This is a genomic window from Holdemanella sp. DFI.5.55 (genome assembly GCF_020593575.1).
Taxonomy (GTDB): Bacteria; Bacillota_I; Bacilli_A; order Erysipelotrichales; family Erysipelotrichaceae; genus Holdemanella; species Holdemanella hominis.
In genome coordinates, this window is the sequence record NZ_JAJDMK010000013.1 from 1 (window position 1) to 25,098 (window position 25,098).

Sequence of the window (25,098 nt, forward strand, 5' to 3'; positions counted from 1 at the left end):
AGATATTCTATCAGATTTTAAAAAGACTGTCGACAGTCACTTTGTCAACAGTCTGAAGAGATGGAAAATTCCATCTCTTTCTTTTATCCTTTTACTTCGACTGTAGAACCATCAGGACCCGGTGTGTTTTTCAAGTAATCAATGATTTCTTGACGCTTCTCCGCTTTACAAGGCTTACATGCGATATGATCCATATCACCTGTTACCAAGGCTTCAGCCATACCACTACATCCAGGGAATCCACAACCTCCACAGTTATATCCAGGTAGTAATGATGTTACTTTTTCTACACGTACATCTGCTTCTACTTTTAAATATTTGTCGGCAACACCTAAACCTAAGCCAAGTACTGCACCAAGTACAAGCATCATAATTACGGCTACGATTACCATATTTATTCTCCCTTCACTTGATTGTGAGCTGGATTGTTTGTACAGGCATAATCCTTACATCCATCACAATCCGCTTTTAAATCTTCACACCCTTCAGGTTTGGGTGTTTTTTTATTCATTAAGTACAAAACAATATAGATAGCGACTAATGCGCCAAAGAACAATATTGCCAATAAGTATTTCATTATACAATTCCTGTAAAGCAAGAGAAAGCCATAGCCATGATGGCAGCCACAATCAATGCGATTGGATTCCCAACAAAGGCATTTGGAACTTCACTTTGTTCTAGTCTTTCACGAATTGTAGAGAAAATGAATAATACAAGGGCAAATCCTAATGGAGTACCGATTGAGTATACTAACATTTGTGCAAAATTATAACTACTAGAAATATTTACTAAACATACATTTAAAACAACACAGTTTGTCGTAATCAATGGTAAGTAAACACCTAATGATTTATAAAGTGCTGGACTTGTCTTTTTAATGAACATTTCTGTTAATTGAACTAAAGAAGCGATTACCAAGATAAATGTAATCAAATCCATAAATTCAAGTTGTAAAGGTACAAGTACTAAATAATAAAGTGCATATGTAACAAGTGCTGCAACAACGATAACGAAGACAACGGCAACACCCATACCGATTGCTGAGCTTTTCTTTTTAGAAACACCCATGAATGGGCACATACCTAAGAATTGAGTTAAGATAACGTTGTTAACTAAAACACTCGTTACTAAAAGTGCCATTAATTCACCCATCTTACTTTTCCTCCTTCGCTGCAGCCTCTTCTTTTGCTGTTACATGTTGTTTATAAGCACCAACAGCAGCGGCTAAAACCGCAAATGTAATGAAGGCTCCAACACTAGATCCAAAGATACTCACTGTGAAGTCTTCGGGAATAATGTGTAAGTTTAACCAAACTTGCGCTTCGTTAAATGGGTTTACCACTTTGATTCCACCTGTTGAAATCAATTCACGAATAAATGACATCGCTAATACTGCTAGAGTATATCCTAGACCCATTCCTAAACCATCAAGAGCTGAATCTAAAACACCGTTTTTACTTGCGAAAGCTTCTGCACGCCCCAAGATGATACAGTTAACTACAATCAACGGAATGAATACACCTAAACTTGTATTTAAACTTGGCGCATAGGCTTGAATCAACATTTGAATGATTTTTACCAATGTGGCGATGATGACAATATAAACGGGAATACGAATCTCATCTGGCGTAATTTTACGAACACATGAAATAATCACGTTGGACATGATTAATACGATAATAACACTAACACCCATACCAATCGCATTGTTTACAGTTGTAGTGATGGCTAGTGTTGAACAAATTCCTAAGAACAATGAGAATACTGGGTTATCTTTTATTAAACCCGCTTTAAAGTTTTCAAAACGATTCATCTAGATAACCTCCTTACTTTAATGTATCGACAAGTTTTGCCGCTTCATGAATACCACTAACAACAGGACCAGAAGAAACAGTCGCACCAGAAATTGTATCCAATTCACCAGTCGCATTTTTTCCTTCTAGAGATTTCTTAAATGGAGCTTCTGTTACTTTCGAACCTAAGCCCTTGGTATCTCCATTGCTGATGGCATTGTATTTGTCGATTTTCTTACTGTCTTTATCAATAGAAACTAAGAATACTGTTCCTTCTTTATATCCACTTACACTCATGTTAAAGATATAAACGTTTTTATATTCATAAACCTTTTGAACTGTATTAGAATCCAATGTTGCATCGACCACTTTAAAATCATTTGCGTTCGCATCTGGATACATAGCTAATAATGATTCTTTTTCTTGTTTTTCATTATTTGCAGCAATAACAGGGGCAGTCATTTGATTCGCAAATGCCAAGGCACCACCTGCAACGGCTGAAACAATAGCCAAGAATAAACCTAAATGTACGATCTTGTTCATAGTGTTACCTCCACTGTTTCAACAACAGCTGCAGTTTCAGGAACAGCATCTACCTTTTGAATGGAACTAGCTGCATAGAAGCTTATAGCTAAACCAATCAAAGCTAGACATGCACAAACAATTCTTGATTTTTTTACCAATTCCAATTGTTTTCCATCGAAATAAGATTCGATCCAAGGTGTAAACATATTCATCAATAAGATGGAATATAAGCATCCTTCTGGAAGATTTGCTTTTAAACGAACTAAAGTTGTTAAAATTGCTGCACCCATCGCAAATACAACACGACCACTTGCACTTGTTGGACTAGTGACTGGATCTGTCAACATAAATACAGCACCAAAAATAACACCACCTGTTAATAAGTGTAATAATGGATACCAAATAACAGCTGGAATTCCATGGTATGAATCAATGCCTGTAATAGCCGCTACAACGGCTGTTAATACAAAGATTGTCCCTAAATAAACAACGGGAACTCTCCAATCAATAATTTGACGAACCGCAAGTACTACACCAATAATCAAAATCAAGATTGAGAATGTTTCACCAATAGATCCAGGATATGTACCTAAAGCTAGACCTGCAAAGCCTCCATATTGAGACAAGAATGAATCCAATACAGTTGCATTGCTTGGTAACCAATGGTATGTGCTCGCAATCACTGTTGTTGGTGTTGCTTGTGAAATTAGGCCTACACTCACACCTGTAAAAGCTTGTAGAATCACAGCACGTCCTACAGCTGCAGGGTTAAAGATGTTTTGTCCAAAACCACCAAATAATAATTTCGCAAGTACAATTGCGAATACTGTCGCAATAATAACTGCATAACAAGACATATTCACAGGTACCATTAAAGTTAAAATGATAGCTGTTACCCATCCAAATGAGCTCTTTAAGAAAGTTTTAACATCTTTCTTCATAATCTTTGCGAAAATGGATTCGCAAACGAATGTAGTAATTAAAGAACAAGCTAATAAAAGAACACAATGTAAAGCAGCACTAGCTCCCCATGCAGAGGCATAGTAAATAACGGCTGCTGCAAACACAACAAGTAAACTTAAAGATAATTCTTTCATGATACGTTGTGTTGACAAGTTATTCTTAATGCTTGGACTTACATGAAAAGTAAATTTCATTTGAATCCTCCCTACTTTTTCTTAAGCATAACAATACGTTTTGCCTTACGAACATTTTCAGTTACATCGATATGAGATGGACAAATATATGTACACATTCCACATTCGATACAACTCATAACGCCACGTTTTGACATTTCGTCAACGTCATTGGCTTTTAATGCAGCTGTAATTCTTACTGGCTGTAAACCACTTGGACAATGATCACTACATTTACCACAACGTAAACATGCGATCGCATCATCGTTTGCAGCTGGAAGTACAGTTAATGCATTCATAGCACGATCAACGACGAACATATCATTGACAATGGTTTTACCCATCATAGGTCCACCTGAAATCAAGCGGACAGTATCTTGTGTATATCCACCACAAGCTTCGATGATTTCACTAACAGGCATACCAACTGGTACACATACGTTATGAGGATCCTTTACGCATTCACCACTAACCGTTAGATTCTTTTGTGTGATGGCTTCTCCTTTTTCAAAGGCTTTCGCAATCGCGATGGCAGTTGAAGCATTTCCAATGATAGCACCCGCTTCTGCAGGTAATCCACCATATTCTTTATGTAATACTTCACGCACTAAAACACGTTCCCAACCCATTGGATACACATCAGGGACTGGACGAACCTCAACTCCAGCCGCATCTGTCAATACAGATTTTACTTTTTCAATTAAATCTGGGTGAGATTCTTTGATACAAATGTAAACCGTTTTGGCTTCAGCCATTTTCTTCATGATTTTTGCACCTGTAACTAAATCTTTGGCATCATCCATGACAGATCGGTAATCGGCTGTGATGTATGGTTCACATTCAACGGCATTGATCAAAACATAATCAACTCCATCTGGTTTCATATATTTTACATAGGTTGGGAAACCAGCTCCACCTAAACCAACAATACCTGCATTCTTTACAAAATCAACACACTCTTGGCGAGTAGCACTTTGCCAGTCTAATGGCGCAAAAGATTGAACTTTCGTTTGTTTAAAATTGCATTCAATCACCATGTGATTTTGTGGACGCATAGAATTGTGCATACGCTTAACAATTCCTTTGTAAGTTCCAGAAACACTTGAATAAATTGGCACATAAAAACCTGACTTTGTTTCAGCCAGTTTTGTTCCAACCGATACAGTATCACCCTCTTCGACAAGAATATCAAAGTCTAAAGTACGGCCTGCAACCAAAGGAATATAGACTTCCTTTTTAGGCATAAGATGTAATAATTCAGACTTTTCTGTCAATTCTTTTTTACCACGGATATGCTGTCTCATTGGTCCTAAAAATAGTGACATATAAATCCTACCTCCCATTTATACTTTTTAATCATAGGCCTTTTTTTTCACAAGTTCAAGAATTTTTTGACAATTTCCCATAATTCAGGTAAGTACTTACATTTACATTAAATGGAAAACATTTTATAATACTTTTATGCAAAAAAATAAATCCATTCTATCCTGGCTGGTAATATCCGTATGCTTTCTAATCTTTATTAGTTCCGTTATATTCTTTGTTCAAAATAAAGGTAATGAAACAACAGAAAACCTAAATGTTACATTAACAGATGTTGGCTTTGACACGCCCATCACTCTAAATTGCTCATGTTCACAAGCCGATTTTGCCAAGTATACAAAGATTATAAGAAAGACATTTAAAGAAAACAATAAACGCTTTGACCAGTACCACGCCTATAAAAATATGAATAACCTATATACATTAAATCATGAAGCTTATAATCATCCGATTCAAATGGATGAAACCTTTATAGATTGTTTAAAACTAGCCATGCAGATGCAGTCTGAAAACTCACAATTTGATATCAGCCAAGGTGCACTTTTAAATCTATGGCATGAGGCTAGAGAAAACACGCAAATCCCTCCAAGTGATGACAAGATTCAAGAAGCTTTAAATCATATTGACTTAGATAAAATTCAAATATCAGGTCATGAAGTATCTTATTTAGATCCAAAACTATCCATCGATCTTGGTGCCATTGCCAAAGGATATACCGCTCAACTTGCCAAAGAAGCATTAAATAAAGCTGGCCTAACCAATGGATATATCAATGCGGGAGGTAATGTTGTCTTACTTGGCGAAAAAGAAGATGGCACAAATTGGAAGATTGGTATTCAAAGTCCAGATGCAAGTGATGCCCTAGTTCAATATTCAACAAAAAAAGCCACTTGTTTAGTTACAAGTGGAGATTACCAAAGATATTTTACATATAAGAATAAAAAATATTCCCATATCATTGATCCTAAAACCGGTTATCCTGCAAACTATGTTCGAAGTGTAACCGTCATCACAAAAGATTCAGGCAAGGCCGACGCCTTAAGTACAACGTTGTTCTGTATGAGTGTTGAAGATGGAAAGAAATATTTATCCACACTGGATTATGATGTACAAGCCATATGGATCGTAGATAAAGATAGTGATGTTTCATCGGATTTAGAAACAAAAGATTATAAAATCATCACAACTGATAAAATAAAAAACAGAGTAACTCTTGTCGATTAGAGTTACTCTTTTCATTTACATATTAGTCATGTAATACGTGGTTACAACGATCACACAATCCATCTTCATTATCAGATTCAGTATAGTTCCAGCAACGAGGACATACATGACCTGTAGCCTTTTCTACTTGTACCTGACAAACTTCAAATTGTTCTAATTCATCCGTTGTGAATGTGACTTTAGATACAATAAACCATTGTGCTGCATTACTTAATACACGATCCATAATTTCTTTTTGTGCATCACTTACATGTAATACGACATGTGCTTCTAATGATTTACCAATTAAACCTTCAGCACGTGCATTTTCTAATGCTTTGAAGACATCCTTACGAACTTTAAATAATTCTTCCATATCCGCTTTGATCTTTTCAACATCAAAATCCAATTCTAGATCTTTGAATGTCGTTAAGTGAATACTTTCGGCATCAAAGTGCATGTAGTCATTGACTTCTTCACAAGTATGAGCCAAGATTGGAGCCCACAATTTAGTCATCACTTCAACAGCATTATAAAGTACAGTTTGAACTTGACGACGAACTGGTGCATCTTCTTTTTCAATATAAAGAATGTCCTTCGTGTAATCTAAGTAGTAAGCGGATAATTCATTTGTCATTAAGTTTGTCAAATATGTAACAACATCGGAGAAACGATATTCATTATAAGCTTTTCTACAGAAATCTACAGCATCCTTTAATTCGGTTAAAATATATTGATCCAATTCACTTAATTCATTGAAGTTTACACAATCTTTGGCAGTAAATTTTTGATCATCTAAGTTTGCCATTAAGAAACGCAATGTATTACGTACTTTACGATAGTTTTCACTGACTTGTTTCAAAATCTTTTGACCCATTGAAACATCCGCTTGATAATCTACGCTACAAGCCCATAAACGTAAGATATCTGCACCATATTTCTTTGTGATTTCACTAGGAGCTACGGCATTCCATTGTGATTTAGACATCTTAACTCCCTTTTCGTCCATAACGAAACCATGTGATAAAACTTGTTTGTATGGAGCTTTACCATGAACGGCAGTACCAACAATCAAACTAGAGTTGAACCAACCACGATATTGGTCACTTCCTTCAAAATATAAGTCAGCAGGATAGCCCAAACCACGATCCATCATAGCGCCTGTATGACTTGATCCTGAGTCAAACCAAACATCCATAGTATCTGTTTCTTTACGGAAGATACCATTTGGTGAATGTTCATTTGTATACCCTTCTGGTAATAAATCTTTAACGTCTCTTTCAAACCAAACGTTTGATCCATATTCACTAACTAACTTGGCTACATGATCAAAAATAGCTTGATCCATAATTGGAGTATCGTCTTCTCCATAAATAATAGGAATTGGAACACCCCAAGCACGTTGACGAGAAATACACCAGTCATTACGATCAGCAATCATATTGTGCATACGTTGTTCACCCCAAGCAGGTACCCAAGATACAGAGTGAATTTGTTCTAACAGTTCATCACGAATTTGATCAATTGACGCAAACCATTGTGTTGTAGCACGGAAAATAATAGGCTTTTTAGTTCGCCAGTCATGTGGATAAGAGTGGGTAATGAATTGAAGTTTTAATAATACACCCAATTCATCTAATTTTTGAGTGACTGTCTTGTTGGCATCTTCCACATATTGGCCGGCAAGCCATTCACCAACATCATCCATCATGCATCCTTGTGCATCAACGTTACAATATACTGGTAAACCATATTTCATACCAATGTTAAAGTCATCCACACCAAATCCAGGTGCTGTATGAACACATCCAGTACCAGCATCAGCTGTTACGTGATCTCCGCACATCAATAAACTTTCTCTTTCTGGATACAATGGGTGTGTACATGTAATGTATTCGAATTCTTTTCCTTTGAAAGTCTTTAAAACATCACGTTTTTCAACTTCAAACTTATCACATAATTCTTCAACCATGCTTGAAAGCATAATCAATTTTCCCTTTTCTGTATCCACTAATGAATAGTCAAAATCAGGATTTACACTAATTCCTAAGTTTGCAGGAATTGTCCAAGGTGTTGTTGTCCAAATCACAAAGTTGCAGTCTGTTTCCAATACACCTTTTCCGTCTTTAACAGCAAATTTAACATAAATAGTTGGGCTCTTTACATCTTTATATTCAACTTCTGCCTCCGCTAAAGCTGATTCACTACTTGGTGACCAATATACTGGTTTTAATCCTTTGTAGATTAAACCTTTCATGGCCATCTTTCCAAAGATTTCGATCTGGTGTTTTTCAAAACCCTTTTGAAGAGTGATATATGGATGATCATAATCTCCAATCGATCCTAGGCTTAAGAATCCTGCTTTTTGATTGGCTACTTGTTTTAAAGCATAGTCGTAACAGATTTTTCTAAATTCAGCAATTCCCATTTTCTTACGGTCATACCCCAATTTAGTCACAGCGGTTTCAATTGGTAAACCATGTGTATCCCATCCTGGAATATATGGTGTGTTGTATCCTTCCATAAAGTGAGATTTTACAATGACATCTTTTAATACCTTATTTAAGGCATGTCCTAAGTGGATGTCACCATTTGCGTAAGGAGGACCATCATGTAATACAAATGATTCTGCTCCTTTTCTTCTTTCTAACATCTTCTCATACAATTTTTCATCTTGCCAGCGTTTTTGGAAACCAGGCTCTTTTTTAGTCAAATTTCCACGCATTTCAAATGCCGTTTTAGGCATATGAAGTGTTTCTTTGTAGTCCATACTTTATCTCCTTTTCCAAATAAAAAAACGTCCTTATAAAAGGACGTAATAAACACGCGGTACCACCTTAATTCATAGTTTTCACTATGCACTTTCATGAGATAACGGCTCAACCGGATCAAACTACTATCATTTCATAAGATCAGCTCAAAAGGGATACCTTAATTCTTATTCATACAATGTTTCACCAAAACTCATTGCTCTCTACAATCCTAACGAATAAAGGCGTGTCTTTATCTTAGCTAAATATATTGATCAAAGTTCAAAACAAGTCTACCCTTTTTTGTGGTAGAAACCACTTCTTTAAACTGGAATCGACCTGTCTTTCTGATTGACACGAAATCATTATTGCACAATTGTAAATTTTGTTCAAGTACCACATCATTAACTTTCACAAATCCTGCATGAATCTTTTTTAACGCTTCACTTCTAGAACAATGTGACAATTGCGCAACTACACTATCTAACCGTAAACTGCTGCACATAACATGTATTTCTTTTTTGTTATTTTCCGTAATGATATAGTCTAAACACTCTTCAAAATGAACTGTACACTTACCAATCTGCGTACAATTGTCAATGATATATTTTGAAATCTTTTCTTTACAAAAGATATATAGATTCTCTTTTTGCACAATCAAATCCCCAATAACACTTCTTTCAATGCCAGAGTGCATTAAACATCCTAAAAGATCGGAGTGGGTTAATGTTTTAAATTTTGAATTGTATGTGGCATGTAGACAAACGCAATCACTAAAGCCCTCATACCCTTCAGGTATAAAACATGCGATCTTTCTTTCTGCATTCTCGTACCCACCATCAAAAACAAGACATATATTTTTGGGCACCATGCTTTGAAGAATGTTCTGTTCAGAAATCGATAAAAAATAGGTCATGATCGGCCTATTTTGTTTTTGAAAGATACGAATTTGATCTTTCATCTGCGAAATAAACACCTCATGACCTACCATAAATGAGCTCATTAAAAGTAATTATTAGTCTTCATCTTCGAAGTCGTCTGGACTTCCTAATGAAATAGTTCCTTGTACACCAATTTCAGCTGGAGAACATAAAATTACGTTTTGACCGATTTTCTGAATTTTTCCATCAAGCGCATAAACAACACCTGTTAAGAAATCAATTGTACGTTGTGCATAATCACGATCTAGCTTGTGTAAGTTAACTACTACAGCACGACCTTCTTTTAAGCGTTGTCCTACTTCTTCAGCTTCTCCAAAGCTTCTTGGTTCAAACAATACCATTTTTGTATTTGAATTCAAAGAAGTTGCGTTCGTACGAGTTTTTGGTCTCTCATAACGACTTTGAGGTTCTACTTCTTCTACCTTTTCAGCTTGTGGTGCTTCTTGATAATCATCATCTTCTTCGATTGGAGCAACGAAGTCTTTTACTTTATCCATAAATCCCATGGGAAAAACCTCCTTAACGAACATAATTATAGCACAAAGAATAACTTATTCAAACTTATATTCTTTTTTTTCTTTCAGAACAAAAGACATGCCATTTTGACATGTCTTTCACGCGTTTATTCTGTTTCAATCAAGCCATAGCCACCATCATGACGTTTGTAGCAAACGGCAATCTTATTTGTTTCATCATCTTTATAAATGAAGAAATCGTGTCCTAATAATTCCATTTTCATGATGGCTTCATCTAAGCTCATTTCCTTTGGAACGATAGATTTAGTACGAACTACTTCGTCATCATCTACATCTTCATCATTAAATAATTCATGATCTAAGAAAGCTTCCGCAAGTGATTCTTTATTTTTACGTGTTAAACGTGTTTTTGTTCTACGAATTTGATCTTCCAATTTATCTATAGCACGATCAATAGCTGCATATAAATCGTCATCTACAACCTCGGCACGTAGAATCGCATAACGTGTTGGGATTGTAACTTCAATTTTTTGTTTTGTTGGATATGTACGAACCAAGACATTCGCTACATCATCCTCTCCGATAATGAAGTACTTTGTTAAAACATCCAATTTTTTATGGATCTTATCTGAGATTCCCTGAGTTACTGTGATGTTTTTTCCTACAATATTGACTTTCATATTATGTACCTCCTATATGATTTGTATTGCTACTTAGATTATAGCACGTTTATTTTGTTTTACATTTTTCGACAAGAAATGACAAAAATATAACCAGTTTTGCCAAGGAGGTTGACAAGATACAATGTAACTATTTTCAGAAAATAACTTGCATATTTTCATTGAATGAGCTATAGTATAGCCAGGTGATTAACATGAACATTCAATCTACATATTTTTACTTTTACTTTAGATAGCCCTAATTAAGCCAATCACAACTGAATGGTATTTTAATTAGGGCTTTTAAGCATTAACAATTTTACTGTTAATGCTTTTTTGTTACTCACAAATGGAAAGAAGGATATTATTATGATTATTACTTTAAAGAAAAATGCACCCAAACACGATGTCGACAAATTGATTGACAAATTCGAAGGCATGAATCTTCAAGTCACAATGATTCAAGGAGATAACTATAACGTCTTTGGTTTAGTTGGAGATACAAGTATCGTAGATGAAAAAAGCGTTATGGCTAACCCTATCGTCTATAACGTGCAACGTGTTGCTCAACCTTATAAATTGGCCAACCGTATGTTTCATCCAGAAGATACCATTGTAGATGTGAATGGTATTCAAATCGGCGGCAAAAAAATTGCGATGATTGCAGGTCCATGTTCTGTTGAGGGTGAAGACCAAATCTGTCGTATTGCCAAAGAAGTAAAAGCAGCCGGTGCTGATATGTTAAGAGGTGGCGCTTATAAGCCTAGAACAAGCCCATACGCATTCCAAGGTATGGGTACTGCAGGAATCATGTCCATGGTAAAAGCTAGAGAAGAAACAGGACTTCCTATTGTATCTGAACTTATGAGTGCAGAACACTTAGATGAATTCGTAGAAAACGTAGATATCATTCAGATTGGTGCGCGTAATATGCAAAACTTTGATTTATTAAAAGCTGTAGGAAAAACGAAAAAACCAATTTTATTAAAGCGCGGTATGAGTGCTACGATTCAAGAATGGATCATGGCTGCTGAATACATTATGTCAGAAGGAAATCCAAACGTCATTTTCTGTGAACGTGGTATTCGTACATTTGAAACCTATACACGAAATACATTGGATTTAAGTGTTGTACCAATCATTAAAGAAAGAACACACTTACCGATCATCATTGATCCAAGTCATGCCGCTGGTGATTATAAATTAATTGAGTCCTTATCTCTTGCTGCTATTGCAGCTGGTGCTGATGGATTGATCATTGAAGTGCATGACGATCCAGAAAATGCTTGGAGTGATGGTGCTCAAAGCTTAAAACCAAAACGTTATGCCGAACTTATTGAAAAAGGAAAAGCCATCGCAAAAGTTATTGGAAGAGAGTTATAAGAAACTGCACACGCAGTTTCTTTTTATGTTAGAATGTTTTGGGTGATATAATGAACAATCCTTATCCTTATTCAAATGACAATAAAAGATATCAAACCATTAATTATTATTTTCGCAACAAATACCATCAAAAAGTAGCGAAGATTCCATTAAATGCTGGCTTTACCTGTCCAAACCGTGATGGATTTAAAGGAACAGGAGGATGCACTTTCTGTTCGAGTATGGGCTCAGGTGATAGTATTTTATGTTTTGATGATTCTTTACAAAAACAATATAAAGAAGGCTTAAAGCGCATGCAAAATAAGTGGCCTGATTGTATTGGGTTTGCGTATTTTCAAAGTTATTCCAATACATATGCTCCACTACCTATCTTGAAGAAAATATATGACCCTTTCTTTAAAGACCCATACATTCCTGGCGTTGCGATCGCAACACGTGCCGATTGTATAAATGATGAAATTATAGACTACTTAAATAGTCAAAATAAAGAAGTCTGGCTAGAGTTAGGTCTTCAAAGCGTACATGAAAGCACCATGGAACGCTGTAATCGAAAACATTCAACACAAATCGTGTTTGATTGGTTAGACAAATTAAAGGACACAAACATCAAAACATGTGTACATATTATCAATGGACTTCCTGGTGAAGCCAAACAAGACATGTTAGAAACTGTCAAACAGATTTCTAAACATCCTGTTGATGCGATCAAGATTCATATGCTGCATTTGATTGAAGGGACACAAATGGCTAAAGAATATGAAAAAGAACCATTTCATATTTTAACTTTAGAAGAATATGTCGATATTGTAGTCGATCAATTGGAGTTATTACCCCAAGAAGTCATCATTGAACGTTTAACAGGTGATGGAATTGCGAAAGATCTAATTGTGCCAAAATGGACAATCAAGAAAACGATTGTGACAAATGAAATTGATAAGTTAATGGTAAAAAGAAATACGTGGCAAGGCAAACATGTCTAACCACGTATTTTTATTTATTTCAAATTTAAACAATAATATCTTTTCTTACCACGACGAATGATTACATAGTTAGATACATATGCTTGAGTAGAATCAATAACTAAAGCTTCATCATTGACTTTGACACCGTTTAAGCTAATGGAATTCCCTTTGATCCACTCTCTAGCTTCACGACGACTCGAAGCAATCTTAGCCTCTACTAAAACATCGATTAAAGTCTTTCCAGATTCTTGATCTACTTTATCCATGTTTTTAACCGCATCTAAACGTTGTTGTTCATCCAAATCATTGAGTTGACCTCTGAATAATGCGTTTGTGATTTTTAAAGCCGATTGTAAACCTTCTTCACCATGTAAATCACGTACAACTTCTTCAGCCAATTTCTTTTGTGCCTCACGTCTTCCAGCATCTTCCTTTAAAGATACTTCTAAAGCATCAATTTCTTCTTTTGTTAGGAATGTTAATTTCTTTAAATATTCAATGACCTTTGAATCATCCGTGTTGAATAAGAATTGATATAATTCGTAAGGTGAAGTCTTTTTAGGATCCAACCAAACCGTTCCCGTTTCACTCTTACCAAATTTAGTTCCATCCGCTTTCGTAATTAATGGCATAGTCAACCCATAACATTTCACGTCCGCGCCACATTTTTTACGAATTAACTCTAGACCTGAAGTGATATTTCCCCATTGATCCTGTCCACCAATCTGCATTGTACAACCTCTGGTCTGGTATAGATTTAAGAAGTCCAAAGATTGAAGGATCATATAAGAAAATTCTGTATAACTGATTCCTGAATCTAAACGTTTTTTAACAGTTTCTTTATTCAACATATAGTTTACGTTGAATAATTTTCCATAGTCACGTAAAAAATCAATAATTGTGATATCTTTTGTCCAATCTAAGTTATTGACCATGTCAAAGCCCCATAATTTAGAGATTTGTGCATGTAATGCATCATAATTTGATTTTAATACTTCTGGAGTCAACATACTTCTTTCTCCAGTTGCCTTTGGATCTCCAATAAATCCAGTGGCTCCACCCACCAACATGATTGGGTGATGTCCATGTTTTTCTAAACGTTTTGCCATTAATAAAGATGAATAATGCCCAATGTGCAAGCTATCTGCCGTTGGATCTGTACCAATATAGAATGTAACTTCCCCATTATTGATGACATCTTCTACTTCTTCACTTGTGACGTTGTCAACTAAACCACGCCATTTCAATTCTTCAAATAATTCCATTTTTTCCTCCTGATAATAAAAAAAATCGCCCTATAAGGACGATTGAATCGCGGTACCACCTTACTTCATACAAAATATTTTTTTGTATGCACTTAAACCTTTAACGCAGGTATACGTCAAAATTGAAGCTCCAAGGTGTATTCCACAGGCCTATTTGAAACTTTACACCAGCCAGTTTCTCTCTAAGAAATAGATAATCTGTGTACTCTTTCTTATCATAGCGCATTTATTATATCGAATCTAGAATCTAAACTCAATAAATATGTTTTAAATTGTTGTAAATTTTAAAAATAAATGGTTTACATGGAAGGATGAAGTTACCAATATATTCACGTACAACCGCATTATAACCACGCTTGTAGTCAAATACACCATACCCTTCTTCATCCTTACGAAAGTATCCACTAATACCATAGAAATTATATAGATCATAGCCTTCATCAATAGCTTCTTGAATCATCTTCCATTGAATCGCATAAGGACCTCTAAAAACTCTATGTTCATAGTTACTAGAACCAACTAGATATACGATTTGATGTCCATATTTGACAAATAAACAACATGCCAAAGGAATCTCTTTACCATACTCTTGTTTCAATTCTTCAATATGCGAAAGCTTCTTCTGTAAAGAATTGTAGTATTCTTCATCCGTCTTTAAACGTTTTTCCTTTTTGACATTACCAGGATTTTGTTCCAAGAAAGTCTTTGTCTTTTCAATATCTTTTGAAGTCTTATCAAACTCACTTTGCATCTTAATCGTATAAGCATCTAGATCGAGATAAGACAATACCGTTTCAATGTGGGATTTACCATAAAAATGATATAAATCTTTATAGAAATCCAAACTCATAGCTTCAAAGTCTTGTCTTTCACTGGTTTCCTTTTCCATTTCATCAAGAACATCCAATTGATCTTCATTCAAGACACGTGTCTTCACACAATACTTTTCATAAGTACGAATGTCTTGTCGTGTCTGATATGAAAACTCTTTAAAGATTTCTTCTTTTGTCTTGCCTTTTAGATTCAAAACAGAAACCCAGCGACACTCTTTAGAGATGTCATAGCCTGGTTTCATTGGCAAATGTAAAAAGCCAGCTGCCTTTAGATTTTCTACTACATCTTTGTTGTCGTAACCATTCTCAACGATATTTCCATCTTTGTCTCTTTGCACAAATTCAATGCACGGATCAATTTCAGCATAGATCACATTTTTCTTTTTTAAATACTTTTTCAAAGAAGATGTAAAAGAAATCACATCTTCTTTAGAATGATAGTCCATAAAGAATCCTCTAGGAATATAACAATACTTAAATACTTTCATTAACGGCATACAAGCAATCATACTAAAGGCAACTGTCTTACCATCTTTTATGGCTTCAATATATTCAACTTCCCATCCTCGCTGCGAGAATTTCATACCTTGATAGTCGGATTGAAGAAACTCTTTTTCGTGAAGCGTATCCAAATATTCATGATATTTATGAACACTTATGGTTTTGATTTGCATAAACACACCTTCTTAGTTGGCAACAATGTTTACAACTTTACCCTTAACAACAATCACTTTACGAATTGTCTTACCTTCAAGCTGGCGTTGAACTGTTTCAAGTTCCATCGCTTGTTTTTGAAGTTCTTCATTGCTAGAACCAACAGCCGCTTCAAACTTACCACGCACTTTACCATTGACCTGAACAACACAAGTGATTGTATCTTCCACTAATTTAGCTTCATCATATGTTGGCCAAGGCTCATACGCAATTGTATCTTCGTGACCTAATAATTGCCACATTTCTTCACCAATATGAGGTGTAATACATGAAAGCATCTTCACGATTCCTTCGGCATATGGTTTATAAACGGTGTCAGCCTTATATGCTTCATTCACAAAGATCATCATTTGTGAAATAGCTGTGTTGAAACCTAATGCTTCATAATCTTCGGTAACCTTTTTAACTGTCTGATTATATACTTTATCTAATTTACCATCGTTTGTATCTGTGATTTTACCAGATTCAATAAATAAACGATAAACACGATCAATCCATCTTCTAGCACCATCACATCCAGCCATTGACCATGGTTTACTTTGTTCCAATGGTCCCATGAACATTTCATATAAACGTAGTGTATCGGCACCATATTTCTTTACGATATCTGAAGGATTGACTACATATTCTGGGAATCGTTTACCCATTTTGATTCCATTTTCACCTAAAATCATACCTTGGTGTACTAATTTCTTGAATGGTTCCTTACATGCGACAATACCCTTATCGTATAAATAGTTATTCCAGATACGTGAATACATCAAGTGTCCTACCGCATGTTCTGGTCCACCAACATATAAGTCAACAGGCATCCAGTGTTTTATTAATTCTGGATCAGCCAATTGTTTATCATTGTGTGGATCAATGTAACGTAAATAATACCATGAAGATCCGGCAGATCCAGGCATAGTACTTGTTTCACGAACACCCTTTACGCCATTTTTGTTGTATTGTTTCCATTCTGTCGCATTTTCAAGTGGTGCATTACCATTGTGTCCCTTATAGTCTTCTAACTCCGGTAAAATCAACGGCAATTCTTCATCTGGAAGAACATAGTCAGTTCCATCTTCTAAGTGTACGATTGGTACTGGTTCTCCCCAATAACGCTGACGAGCAAAAATCCATTCACGGAAACGATAGTTAACTGCTTCTTTGGCAATCCCCATATCCACTAATTTTTTCGTAATCGCTACTTTTGCCTCTTCTACAGTAAGACCTGTAAATTCTTCGGAGTTGATTAGCTTGCAGCCTTTTCCTAAATAGTCCTGTTTTTCAAAGGCATGTTCACTTACGTCTTGTCCTTCGATAACTTGAATCCTGTCAATATTGTGGGCAATCGCATATTCAAAGTCACGTTGATCATGACTTGGTACAGCCATGACAGCTCCTGTTCCATAGTTTGCTAAAACGAAATCTCCAATAAAGACTTCAACTTCCCTTCCATTGACTGGGTTAATTGCCTTAATACCTTCTAGACGACATCCTGTTTTTCCTTTATTCAATTCTGTACGGTCCATTTCAGATTTTGAAACCGTTTCTTGAATATAAGCTTTTACTTCTTCTTGATTTTGAATTCTTGGCATTAATTCTTGTACTAAATCTCCATCTGGTGCAAGCACCATGAATGTAATACCATAAATTGTTTCAATACATGTTGTAAAGATAGAGAATTTTCCACCACCAACAATATCAAATTGAACTTCAACACCTGTTGAACGACCAATCCAGTTTCTTTGCATTTCCTTTGTCGATTCTGGCCAATCAATTTCATTTAAACCTTCTAGTAATCGTTCCGCAAAAGCAGCCTGGTCGATACATAGTTGTTTCATATTTTTACGAATAACTGGATATCCACCACGTTCACTCTTACCATCGATAACTTCATCATTCGATAATACTGTACCCAATTCTTCACACCAGTTTACTGGCATGTCTACATATTTGGCATAGCCATCTTTGTACAATTGTTTAAAGATCCATTGTGTCCAATGATAGAAATCTGGATCAGATGTTGCGATCATTTTTGACCAGTCATAGTCAAATCCTAATTCCTGCAACTGTTTTGTGAAAGTCTTGATATTTGTTTGTGTGAAGCCATTTGGGTTATTTCCTGTTTGAACAGCATATTGTTCAGCTGGAAGTCCAAATGAATCATATCCCATTGGGTGAAGCACATTATATCCCTGCATACGTTTCATACGCGAAACAATATCTGTAGCTGTATATCCTTCTGGGTGTCCAGCATGCAATCCGACACCACTTGGGTATGGGAACATGTCTAGTGCATAAAATTTAGGTTTTGAAAAATCCCAAACATCCGTTTTGAATGTTTCATGATCTGCCCAATATTTCTGCCATTTTTTTTCTACTTCTAAATGATCGTACATATTAGCCTCCTATTAAAAATAAAAAACGTCCTTGAAATCTAAGGACGTTTGTACGCGGTACCACCTTAGTTCACAATTCTCATTGTGCCCTCAAACTCTTTATCGCAGAGTATACGGATAACATTACTCATCAGCTCCTTAGCAAGTTCAAAGGCTGTACAATGCTAAATTTCACCAACTTTAGCTCTCTAAAAATTGTCATTTCCTTCTACTACTCTAATTCATCGCTATGCATCAATTTTATCGTTTTTTTCATTGTTCGTCAATATCAACCGAAACGATTACCTTATCATCATAATAGATTTTCATTGAAACATCTAAATATGTACATTCAATAAAAGTCTCATGATCTTCAAAATGCACATCTATATTCTGTATCCTTTCATCTTTGTCCTTTATTATTTTTTCACTCGTATGACACAACTTAATGCGATTATTATGATGGATCATATGCTTGGCATGATCTACAATGGATAGTTCAAGAATATTTTGTTGATTCGCTTTTAATAAATACACATTTTGAAGGGTACTCAACGATAAAAAGGATACAATCTGAAGCACAAGAAATAAACACACTAAACTTACTTCACTCGCATACCCATTAATAGAGTTCAAAGTCATAGGTTTTATTCTTCTTTTTGAACCAAACATAATATCCATCTTCTTTCTTATAAAATATAGCCTCATCAATTTGTTCCATATAGATTTCATAGCCAGGACTCTTCACAATGCGATGCTTATCAAAATACAAGACTTTCTTTTCATGATTTAGAATATAACTTAGACAATCCGATTCTATTTTCAAATCATTTGATTGTGCAAGTTCTCTTCTTAATTGTAAAACCGCAAATTGATTCTGTGTATCCACATCCATATGGGCAAATTGTAAAGCACAACGCATAAGCATACAGCCTAATAAGCTGACTAAACTTGTGATAAACAACGCCAACAAAGCTTCAATCAGAGTAAAACCATTTCTTTTCAATTTTTTCATCAATCTTAAGATTCCTTTGGAAATATAAAGTATAAATGCCATTCAATATAAGACTTGCACAAACCAAAATCACAAAGAACGCAAACAAGGCATCTTCGAGTAAAAAGCCATTATTCTTTTTCAAGACGAACCCTCCCAGCTCCAACCTGGAAAACAAGTTTCATTTGACTCGATGCATTTTGACAATGGAGTGACATAGCCTTAGACATGTTGCCCTTGGAATTGTAGTAAAAAGATACATGATCACACGCAATACCATGTGGTATCTTATATTCGACATCATCCATATAGATCGAATCACCAATTTCAACATATACTTTTCGATGTTTTACATACGCTTTTTCCTGAGCCGTAACACATAGAGTCTGCAGATTTTTCATAAACACATATAAAGAAGAGTGCATCTTTGTAGAAAGTCCAAATCCAAGCATAGAAACAATAAGCAGCACCACTAACATTTCAACAAGGGTAAATCCATTCTTATTGGGATACGGCTTGCCCATCTACGATCACCACTTTACTATGATCCGGACATGTATCCTGTCCCTTTTTTAAATAACCAAAATCAATCAATTCCTGCACACTTGTTGGCGTTTCTAATTGATCGATTTCATATAACATGATTTGCGAGTTGACAATTTCAAGTAAAGCTTCACACCCCTTATTACGAATAATTTTTTCTTTTTGTTGAATATTTGGAAGTGTGATCAATAAAAGTAGCGCAACAATCAACATCACAATCATCATTTCAAGTATTGTAAAACCATTTTTCTTTTCCATTTTTCTTTCTCCTTTTAGAATTGATTTAACATATTGAGTGGCATCATCATAATTTGATAGACAATCAAAACTAAGATTCCAATACTGATATACGAAAACAATTGAATACCCGTCGATATCTTCTTGACAGACTTGTCTAAATCCAAACTGCATTTCTTCATGTACAAGTCAAAAAAGACATGCATTTGGTTGCTCGTTAAGGCATAGACCAACATCTTTTTAAAATCCGAATCAAACACGTCGATTTCTAGAAAACTTTCTTCTAGACTCTTTCCATTTTTTAAACATGCAAGAATTTCATTTGAAACCTTTCCAACAACACTAAAATCCATACACGCTAATGTTTCTAAAATTTCCTGTGTCGAAGTATAAGACTTGTCTAAAGCTTGATACATACATACAAATTGGAGCGATATCATTTTTTTCATTAACCGAAATGGACATTTCATTTTCGAATTGTATTTATAAAACAATACATAATAAAGAAACAAATAGAAGATCATGGATAGAATCGCAAATCCAAACCCCCACTTTAATAGATGGATAAGCACAAATACCATCCCATTTGAAATATAGTCTTTCATTTGAACAAGGACATAGTCTGAAAAGAATAGAATCATAAAGAACGCAAAGATCAATAAAAAGAACGGATAGCTAATCTTCTTTAAAAGTGTTTCAAAAAAAGTATTCGAACTTTTCTCAATTTTATTTACGCAATCCAACGCATCTCTTAAATTTAATTTTTCAGATAGAATTCGCAAATATTTAAAATACAATTTCTTTTGATTTAGAGTAAATATTTCTTGAAGATTCATCCCTTCTTTTAAATACGTTATGATTTCTTCATCCTTTTTAAATGTTAAACGAATCAACGTATCTAATGGCAAGCCTTGATTCATCAACATCGCAAATTGTTCAATTTCATCCCGATAAACTAAGACTATCGTACTTTGCTTGGGCATCCACGATATATCCTTTTTTAATGCCTTCTGTAATCTTTTTAGATAAAGTTTTAAATTCTTTTGGATACCTTCCGTGTTCCAAGACATACTGCAACGTTTTTTGATCCATAATTTCATAAACACATACCTTAGAGTCACCTTTAGAATATAGGCGTTGCGAAATAATGGCCGTACAAACACTAGCCAGATCTTTCTTAGATACACCTAGATCTTCAAGACGACGAATACACTCCTTCCCATCTTTGGCATGAATACTCGTAAAAACAAAGTGACCGGTTAAACTCGCTCTCAAGACCATCTTTGCGGTATAACTGTTTCTTGTTTCACCAATACAAATAATGTCAGGATCATGCCGCAACAATTGTTCAATGCCGACATCATAGGTAAATCCCATACTTTCATTGATCTGCAGCTGCAAGTAAGAATCATCCTCAATCTCAATGGGATCTTCAAGACTGACTACTTTATGCTTTTTAGTTTTGGCAATCTCATGAAGTAAGGCATGTAGAGTCGTGGTCTTTCCACTATTGGTCGGACCTACACTGATGACAAGGCCTTGTCTTAATGGCACAAGTGAATTGAAAAAATTCGTGTCTTCTTTCCATAAAGATAAAGCTTTTAGTTCAATCGCATGCATCGTATTCAACATTCGAATAACACCCGTTTGCACGTTATGATTATTCAGCATACTGAAACGACAAAAGATTTCGTGATTATGAAGTAAAATTTTGAATTGGCCACTCTGTGGAACATATGGACTGGTAAGATCCATTCTAGAAATGAACTTGAGATACTCAAAGAATGCAGGTTGCCAAATATCTTGGTAAACATCTAACATATCATTTTGCGTTCGAAGTTTGATTTGAAGTTTTTGATTCTGCATAACAAAATGAATATCACTTGCCTTTTTTTCAATCGCATACGCAATGAGATCTTGCAATAAGTCATCCATTTTTTATCACCCCCTTCTCATATACGAAAAAAAAAGCAGAAATTTTAATAAATTTCTGCATATTTTAAACTTTCGTTCCATTTTTTCTCTTGCGATAAAGAAGTGGATGGGCCATGACCTGGATATACTTTATAATCCTTGTCTAATTGAACCAATTTTTTTAAGGATTGTTTCATACTAGATACAGAGCCTGTTGCCAAATCCATTCTTCCAATAGATCCTTGAAATAAAACGTCTCCAGTAAATAAACAATCTTCAATTTTTAATACAGTTGAACCGATGGAATGTCCTGGACAATACATGGCTTCTATATCAAATCCTGCAATGGTGTTCTTTCCTTCTAAAATGGGTTTACATTTTGCGACACATGTAACATCCATATAGAAGGCAGAAGATGAATTTAAATCGGAATCTTGAAGAAAATCAAATTCATTGGGATTTAAATACACATCGCAATGGAATACATCCACAATCTTATCTACGCCAGAAATATGATCAAAGTGAGCATGTGTTAAAACAATGGCTTCTAGAGTGCATTCATTTTCTTTTAAGATGAATTCAAGGTTTGGATACATATCTGCAGGATCAATCAAGATGGCATGATGATTTTCCATCACCAAATAACAATTAGCCTGTACGGGTCCTAAGGGTTGTTGAAGTACTTTCATAGTCTAATACATAAAAAAGACCGAATAAAACGGTCTTTCTTACTTTTTCTCCTTATGTTCAGTCTGCTGATTGCATTTTGGACAATATTTTTTAACAGTCATACGTTCAGGATGTTTTTTCTTATTTCTTGTACCAATATAGTTTTCTTCACCGCAAACAGAGCACTTAAATGTAATACGATCTCTCATGTTCAGTCCTCCTCACATTAGTAATTACTAGTTGATTCTAGCATAACTTACAAGTCAATTTCAAGTCATTTTCAAAATTTTAACTAGCTGGATACAATTCAAAATATGTTTTTACCACTTCTGGCATAACAGCCGTTGTACAAATGTTTGGTGCAACGTTCTTAGTATTCATTGAAGAAGTCGGTGCCGAGCACGCAAAAGACATCGCTGGAGACGAACTTGGTGCATACCCAACTAGGTTTGCGGTTGTATAGTCGCCAACTTCAGCTGTACCAGTTTTAGCCGATACTTCCACACCAATATCCTTTAGCCCATCCCCACAATAGCCAGAAGATACACAGGCTTTAAATCCTTGTTGCACACGCTCTAAATATTGTGCATTCTTTTCAGGCAATGTAGATTTAATTTTTTTGCCATTACTCACAATTACTTCACTCGAATTGACTTCTGTCGCATAGGCCATAAAGTGTGGTTCATATAAATTACCACCTGAGGCAATGGTTGTACCATATGTAGCCAATTGAAGTGGTGTATACATATCAAACTGACCAATCGAATAGTTTAGTAACATACCTGGTTCAGAACCATAACCCATATAAGAGCTCGATTCATTTGGCACGTCCACACCCGTCTTATTGCCTAGGCCAAACATCGAATAATAAGAACGCATTAAATTTAGCGTACCTTGAAGGTCTGACACAGCTAATGGTTCTTTTTCTACATAGCTTGAACCGGCTAAACGGATGGCTACATTAAACATATAAACGTTACTACTTACTTGTAGTGCAGATACATCATCAACAGGTCCATGTTCTTCATACGAACTAAATTCCTGACCACCAATATTCATAACTTTATCGACAATCACTTCACCTGGACTTACGACATGTTCACTCTCACCCATATAGACAGTAGCCCCTTTGATACAAGATCCGGGGTTCACTAAAGACATATAGTTACCAGAGGCAAAGTAAGTCATTTCTTTAGTGTCTAAATCCATTTGGTAGCCGGACATCGCAAGTACCGAACCATCTTTTGAATTTAAAACAGTCGTAAATAAAGATTGGAAGTTTTCACGATTTTTCGTACCCCCATTCTCACTCAAAGTATTCTTTAATACATTATCTAATGTAGATTGAAGATCTATATCAATTGACAAGTGAATGTCATATCCTTTTTTAGCTTCCTGAATCACTTCTTTTTGCGCTAGCCCCTTTGAATCATAGGTGATCTTGGCAATTTCTGGAGTTCCTGCTAGTAAATCATTATATTGATATTCTAGGCCCGATTTCCCAACACTTGCATTATATTGATAACCTTTAGATAGATAATAACTGGAAAGCTCACTTGGTAATCCTTGGGTACTTGTAGTAACACTACCTAAAACGTCGGATAAAGATTCGCCATATGGATATTCGCGTTTCCAGCCTCCAAAATCAACGTCAAAACCAGGAAAATCCGTTTTATGTTCCACCAAATACGCGACATCATCATCACTGATATCTTCTAATACAACATTTTCTTGACCTGTACTTTGTTTGGCCACCATTCTTTGGTAGATGACACACATCTTTAGATCGGCCTGAGACATTTCTCCAATTTGTTTCTTACCAATACGATCCATTAAAATTTGATATCTTTTACTTTCAGCATCACCACCCCATGCCCCATTTTTATATTGTTTAAATTCTTTAGCAGTCAATAAATGATTGGCGGCATATTCACTATCACTTGGTGATAAGAATGATTTGTAAGTGATATACGCTTGTTTTTTATCTTCATCCGTAAAATCTTTAGCACTGACACTGAAGACTTTTACAATACGCTTGGCATAAAGTTCATAATCATCTTCATCAAAATTATTGGGTGAAGTAAAAACGATATTGTGACTGACTACTGTTTTAGCTAAGATTCTTCCCTTACAATCATAAATCTGTCCTCGTGGTGCCGATGTATATTGTTTGATGGACGTATAGTCTTCACGCTTTGCGGTATAGTCATTATATGAAATGATCTGCAGATAAAACAATCGTAAAAAGATGACCAAGAAGCACACGACTATTGTGAGTGTAAGTATCAATATACGATTGGAAATGACTTGATCAACAGATACATTTTGATTTGCCCTTTTCAATGTTTTTCTACTCTTTTTCAATTGGATCCCCCTTTGTACGAAACAATATATATTATACACGTTTCCAAG

The 25,098-nt window shown here is 35.3% G+C and carries 27 protein-coding genes and 3 other annotated features; of the genes, 3 read left to right on the top strand and 24 right to left on the bottom strand.

The features are described 5' to 3' along the window. Window positions 1–83: 83 nt before the first annotated feature. Genes LJE08_RS04530 through LJE08_RS04560 form a run of 7 tightly spaced genes read right to left on the bottom strand, consistent with a single transcriptional unit; the run spans window position 84 to window position 4,779 of the window. Window positions 84–392 (bottom strand): (Fe-S)-binding protein, encoded by a 309-nt coding sequence (locus LJE08_RS04530; RefSeq protein ID WP_117923873.1) that lies wholly within the window; start codon window positions 390–392, stop codon window positions 84–86. Window positions 393–394: 2 nt separating this feature from the next. Beyond that, window positions 395–577, bottom strand: a complete 183-nt coding sequence (locus LJE08_RS04535) for a hypothetical protein (RefSeq protein ID WP_117923871.1) — start codon at window positions 575–577, stop codon at window positions 395–397. Then, complete coding sequence (locus tag LJE08_RS04540; RefSeq protein WP_117923869.1) at window positions 577–1,152, bottom strand: electron transport complex protein RnfA; 576 nt, start codon at window positions 1,150–1,152, stop codon at window positions 577–579. The genes LJE08_RS04535 and LJE08_RS04540 overlap by 1 nt, the downstream gene beginning before the upstream one ends. Before the next feature lies 1 nt (window position 1,153). Then, window positions 1,154–1,813, bottom strand: a complete 660-nt coding sequence (gene rsxE, locus LJE08_RS04545; protein ID WP_117571603.1) for an electron transport complex subunit RsxE — start codon at window positions 1,811–1,813, stop codon at window positions 1,154–1,156. Window positions 1,814–1,826: 13 nt separating this feature from the next. Beyond that, entirely contained in the window at window positions 1,827–2,336 is a 510-nt protein-coding gene (locus tag LJE08_RS04550) for an FMN-binding protein (RefSeq protein WP_117923867.1), read from the bottom strand. Further along, window positions 2,333–3,475, bottom strand: coding sequence for an RnfABCDGE type electron transport complex subunit D (locus LJE08_RS04555; RefSeq protein ID WP_117923865.1), 1,143 nt, complete (start codon window positions 3,473–3,475; stop codon window positions 2,333–2,335). The genes LJE08_RS04550 and LJE08_RS04555 overlap by 4 nt, the downstream gene beginning before the upstream one ends. A gap of 11 nt (window positions 3,476–3,486) precedes the next feature. Continuing rightward, on the bottom strand, window positions 3,487–4,779 hold the full coding sequence (locus tag LJE08_RS04560) for an RnfABCDGE type electron transport complex subunit C (RefSeq protein WP_227402514.1): 1,293 nt from the start codon (window positions 4,777–4,779) through the stop codon (window positions 3,487–3,489). A 136-nt stretch (window positions 4,780–4,915) separates the two neighbouring features. Here LJE08_RS04560 and LJE08_RS04565 point away from each other — a divergent pair, with 136 nt between their 5' ends. Next, window positions 4,916–6,001 (top strand): FAD:protein FMN transferase, encoded by a 1,086-nt coding sequence (locus tag LJE08_RS04565; RefSeq protein ID WP_227402515.1) that lies wholly within the window; start codon window positions 4,916–4,918, stop codon window positions 5,999–6,001. A 22-nt stretch (window positions 6,002–6,023) separates the two neighbouring features. Here the strand turns inward: LJE08_RS04565 and ileS are convergent, their stop codons facing one another. The 4 genes from ileS to hpf all read right to left on the bottom strand — a co-directional run bounded on the left by ileS (window position 6,024) and on the right by hpf (window position 10,827). Further along, window positions 6,024–8,750: an isoleucine--tRNA ligase gene (gene ileS / locus LJE08_RS04570; RefSeq protein ID WP_227402516.1), complete on the bottom strand. Its 2,727-nt coding sequence runs from the start codon at window positions 8,748–8,750 to the stop codon at window positions 6,024–6,026. Between the two features lie 36 nt (window positions 8,751–8,786). After that, window positions 8,787–8,999: a binding site (T-box leader), on the bottom strand. Beyond that, window positions 8,993–9,691 carry an RNA-binding protein gene (locus LJE08_RS04575; protein WP_227402517.1) on the bottom strand — a complete coding sequence of 233 codons (699 nt, stop codon included), beginning with the start codon at window positions 9,689–9,691 and terminating at the stop codon, window positions 8,993–8,995. Its footprint overlaps the feature before it by 7 nt. Window positions 9,692–9,745: 54 nt before the next feature. Then, window positions 9,746–10,177: a cell division protein SepF gene (locus LJE08_RS04580; protein ID WP_117571610.1), complete on the bottom strand. Its 432-nt coding sequence runs from the start codon at window positions 10,175–10,177 to the stop codon at window positions 9,746–9,748. 116 nt (window positions 10,178–10,293) lie between these two features. Next, window positions 10,294–10,827: a ribosome hibernation-promoting factor, HPF/YfiA family gene (gene hpf, locus LJE08_RS04585; RefSeq protein ID WP_227402518.1), complete on the bottom strand. Its 534-nt coding sequence runs from the start codon at window positions 10,825–10,827 to the stop codon at window positions 10,294–10,296. Window positions 10,828–11,175: 348 nt separating this feature from the next. Here hpf and aroF point away from each other — a divergent pair, with 348 nt between their 5' ends. Further along, window positions 11,176–12,189: a 3-deoxy-7-phosphoheptulonate synthase gene (gene aroF / locus LJE08_RS04590; protein ID WP_227402519.1), complete on the top strand. Its 1,014-nt coding sequence runs from the start codon at window positions 11,176–11,178 to the stop codon at window positions 12,187–12,189. A gap of 50 nt (window positions 12,190–12,239) precedes the next feature. After that, window positions 12,240–13,169, top strand: coding sequence for a TIGR01212 family radical SAM protein (locus LJE08_RS04595; RefSeq protein WP_227402520.1), 930 nt, complete (start codon window positions 12,240–12,242; stop codon window positions 13,167–13,169). A gap of 14 nt (window positions 13,170–13,183) precedes the next feature. Here the strand turns inward: LJE08_RS04595 and tyrS are convergent, their stop codons facing one another. From tyrS to LJE08_RS04660, 13 genes are all read right to left on the bottom strand, one after another. Further along, the gene (gene tyrS / locus LJE08_RS04600) at window positions 13,184–14,416 is read right to left on the bottom strand and encodes a tyrosine--tRNA ligase (protein ID WP_117923849.1); all 1,233 of its coding nucleotides are present in this window, start codon (window positions 14,414–14,416) and stop codon (window positions 13,184–13,186) included. 31 nt (window positions 14,417–14,447) lie between these two features. Further along, window positions 14,448–14,644: a binding site (T-box leader), on the bottom strand. A gap of 25 nt (window positions 14,645–14,669) precedes the next feature. Further along, the gene (locus LJE08_RS04605; protein ID WP_227402521.1) at window positions 14,670–15,923 is read right to left on the bottom strand and encodes a peptidoglycan bridge formation glycyltransferase FemA/FemB family protein; all 1,254 of its coding nucleotides are present in this window, start codon (window positions 15,921–15,923) and stop codon (window positions 14,670–14,672) included. Between the two features lie 12 nt (window positions 15,924–15,935). Beyond that, window positions 15,936–18,350: a leucine--tRNA ligase gene (gene leuS / locus LJE08_RS04610; RefSeq protein ID WP_227402522.1), complete on the bottom strand. Its 2,415-nt coding sequence runs from the start codon at window positions 18,348–18,350 to the stop codon at window positions 15,936–15,938. A gap of 37 nt (window positions 18,351–18,387) precedes the next feature. Continuing rightward, window positions 18,388–18,584: a binding site (T-box leader), on the bottom strand. An 18-nt stretch (window positions 18,585–18,602) separates the two neighbouring features. Continuing rightward, window positions 18,603–18,971 carry a hypothetical protein gene (locus LJE08_RS04615; protein WP_227402523.1) on the bottom strand — a complete coding sequence of 123 codons (369 nt, stop codon included), beginning with the start codon at window positions 18,969–18,971 and terminating at the stop codon, window positions 18,603–18,605. Beyond that, window positions 18,952–19,344: a competence type IV pilus minor pilin ComGF gene (locus tag LJE08_RS04620; RefSeq protein ID WP_158567575.1), complete on the bottom strand. Its 393-nt coding sequence runs from the start codon at window positions 19,342–19,344 to the stop codon at window positions 18,952–18,954. The genes LJE08_RS04615 and LJE08_RS04620 overlap by 20 nt, the downstream gene beginning before the upstream one ends. Beyond that, complete coding sequence (locus LJE08_RS04625) at window positions 19,307–19,468, bottom strand: hypothetical protein (RefSeq protein WP_158567574.1); 162 nt, start codon at window positions 19,466–19,468, stop codon at window positions 19,307–19,309. Before LJE08_RS04625 ends, LJE08_RS04620 begins: the two co-directional genes overlap by 38 nt. Further along, a complete protein-coding gene (locus tag LJE08_RS04630; RefSeq protein ID WP_186998429.1) occupies window positions 19,455–19,847 on the bottom strand; it encodes a prepilin-type N-terminal cleavage/methylation domain-containing protein in 393 nt (130 codons plus the stop codon). Before LJE08_RS04630 ends, LJE08_RS04625 begins: the two co-directional genes overlap by 14 nt. Continuing rightward, window positions 19,825–20,124 carry a competence type IV pilus major pilin ComGC gene (comGC, locus tag LJE08_RS04635; RefSeq protein WP_117571621.1) on the bottom strand — a complete coding sequence of 100 codons (300 nt, stop codon included), beginning with the start codon at window positions 20,122–20,124 and terminating at the stop codon, window positions 19,825–19,827. The genes LJE08_RS04630 and comGC overlap by 23 nt, the downstream gene beginning before the upstream one ends. Before the next feature lie 14 nt (window positions 20,125–20,138). Then, window positions 20,139–21,086, bottom strand: coding sequence for a type II secretion system F family protein (locus LJE08_RS04640; RefSeq protein WP_227402524.1), 948 nt, complete (start codon window positions 21,084–21,086; stop codon window positions 20,139–20,141). Continuing rightward, complete coding sequence (locus tag LJE08_RS04645) at window positions 21,046–22,038, bottom strand: ATPase, T2SS/T4P/T4SS family (protein WP_117923834.1); 993 nt, start codon at window positions 22,036–22,038, stop codon at window positions 21,046–21,048. The genes LJE08_RS04640 and LJE08_RS04645 overlap by 41 nt, the downstream gene beginning before the upstream one ends. Before the next feature lie 44 nt (window positions 22,039–22,082). Beyond that, on the bottom strand, window positions 22,083–22,706 hold the full coding sequence (locus LJE08_RS04650) for an MBL fold metallo-hydrolase (protein WP_217255775.1): 624 nt from the start codon (window positions 22,704–22,706) through the stop codon (window positions 22,083–22,085). 39 nt (window positions 22,707–22,745) lie between these two features. Next, a complete protein-coding gene (gene rpmG / locus LJE08_RS04655) occupies window positions 22,746–22,895 on the bottom strand; it encodes a 50S ribosomal protein L33 (RefSeq protein ID WP_003864966.1) in 150 nt (49 codons plus the stop codon). Between the two features lie 79 nt (window positions 22,896–22,974). Next, complete coding sequence (locus LJE08_RS04660) at window positions 22,975–25,050, bottom strand: penicillin-binding protein 2 (protein WP_227402525.1); 2,076 nt, start codon at window positions 25,048–25,050, stop codon at window positions 22,975–22,977. Window positions 25,051–25,098: the final 48 nt, after the last annotated feature.

What these genes read in the sequence shown, in the direction of transcription:
- LJE08_RS04575 (WP_227402517.1), bottom strand. Translation starts at nt 9,691, where the DNA reads ATGAAAGATCAAATTCGTATCTTTCAAAAACAAAATAGGCCGATCATG.
- comGC (WP_117571621.1), bottom strand. Translation starts at nt 20,124, where the DNA reads ATGGAAAAGAAAAATGGTTTTACAATACTTGAAATGATGATTGTGATG.
- aroF (WP_227402519.1), top strand. Translation starts at nt 11,176, where the DNA reads ATGATTATTACTTTAAAGAAAAATGCACCCAAACACGATGTCGACAAA.
- LJE08_RS04560 (WP_227402514.1), bottom strand. Translation starts at nt 4,779, where the DNA reads ATGTCACTATTTTTAGGACCAATGAGACAGCATATCCGTGGTAAAAAA.
- LJE08_RS04630 (WP_186998429.1), bottom strand. Translation starts at nt 19,847, where the DNA reads ATGGGCAAGCCGTATCCCAATAAGAATGGATTTACCCTTGTTGAAATG.
- LJE08_RS04565 (WP_227402515.1), top strand. Translation starts at nt 4,916, where the DNA reads ATGCAAAAAAATAAATCCATTCTATCCTGGCTGGTAATATCCGTATGC.
- LJE08_RS04550 (WP_117923867.1), bottom strand. Translation starts at nt 2,336, where the DNA reads ATGAACAAGATCGTACATTTAGGTTTATTCTTGGCTATTGTTTCAGCC.
- LJE08_RS04580 (WP_117571610.1), bottom strand. Translation starts at nt 10,177, where the DNA reads ATGGGATTTATGGATAAAGTAAAAGACTTCGTTGCTCCAATCGAAGAA.
- LJE08_RS04535 (WP_117923871.1), bottom strand. Translation starts at nt 577, where the DNA reads ATGAAATACTTATTGGCAATATTGTTCTTTGGCGCATTAGTCGCTATC.
- LJE08_RS04620 (WP_158567575.1), bottom strand. Translation starts at nt 19,344, where the DNA reads ATGAAAAAATTGAAAAGAAATGGTTTTACTCTGATTGAAGCTTTGTTG.
- rpmG (WP_003864966.1), bottom strand. Translation starts at nt 22,895, where the DNA reads ATGAGAGATCGTATTACATTTAAGTGCTCTGTTTGCGGTGAAGAAAAC.
- LJE08_RS04605 (WP_227402521.1), bottom strand. Translation starts at nt 15,923, where the DNA reads ATGCAAATCAAAACCATAAGTGTTCATAAATATCATGAATATTTGGAT.
- leuS (WP_227402522.1), bottom strand. Translation starts at nt 18,350, where the DNA reads ATGTACGATCATTTAGAAGTAGAAAAAAAATGGCAGAAATATTGGGCA.
- LJE08_RS04645 (WP_117923834.1), bottom strand. Translation starts at nt 22,038, where the DNA reads ATGGATGACTTATTGCAAGATCTCATTGCGTATGCGATTGAAAAAAAG.
- LJE08_RS04595 (WP_227402520.1), top strand. Translation starts at nt 12,240, where the DNA reads ATGAACAATCCTTATCCTTATTCAAATGACAATAAAAGATATCAAACC.
- LJE08_RS04650 (WP_217255775.1), bottom strand. Translation starts at nt 22,706, where the DNA reads ATGAAAGTACTTCAACAACCCTTAGGACCCGTACAGGCTAATTGTTAT.
- LJE08_RS04555 (WP_117923865.1), bottom strand. Translation starts at nt 3,475, where the DNA reads ATGAAATTTACTTTTCATGTAAGTCCAAGCATTAAGAATAACTTGTCA.
- tyrS (WP_117923849.1), bottom strand. Translation starts at nt 14,416, where the DNA reads ATGGAATTATTTGAAGAATTGAAATGGCGTGGTTTAGTTGACAACGTC.
- LJE08_RS04640 (WP_227402524.1), bottom strand. Translation starts at nt 21,086, where the DNA reads ATGCCCAAGCAAAGTACGATAGTCTTAGTTTATCGGGATGAAATTGAA.
- rsxE (WP_117571603.1), bottom strand. Translation starts at nt 1,813, where the DNA reads ATGAATCGTTTTGAAAACTTTAAAGCGGGTTTAATAAAAGATAACCCA.
- LJE08_RS04615 (WP_227402523.1), bottom strand. Translation starts at nt 18,971, where the DNA reads ATGACTTTGAACTCTATTAATGGGTATGCGAGTGAAGTAAGTTTAGTG.
- LJE08_RS04530 (WP_117923873.1), bottom strand. Translation starts at nt 392, where the DNA reads ATGGTAATCGTAGCCGTAATTATGATGCTTGTACTTGGTGCAGTACTT.
- ileS (WP_227402516.1), bottom strand. Translation starts at nt 8,750, where the DNA reads ATGGACTACAAAGAAACACTTCATATGCCTAAAACGGCATTTGAAATG.
- LJE08_RS04540 (WP_117923869.1), bottom strand. Translation starts at nt 1,152, where the DNA reads ATGGGTGAATTAATGGCACTTTTAGTAACGAGTGTTTTAGTTAACAAC.
- hpf (WP_227402518.1), bottom strand. Translation starts at nt 10,827, where the DNA reads ATGAAAGTCAATATTGTAGGAAAAAACATCACAGTAACTCAGGGAATC.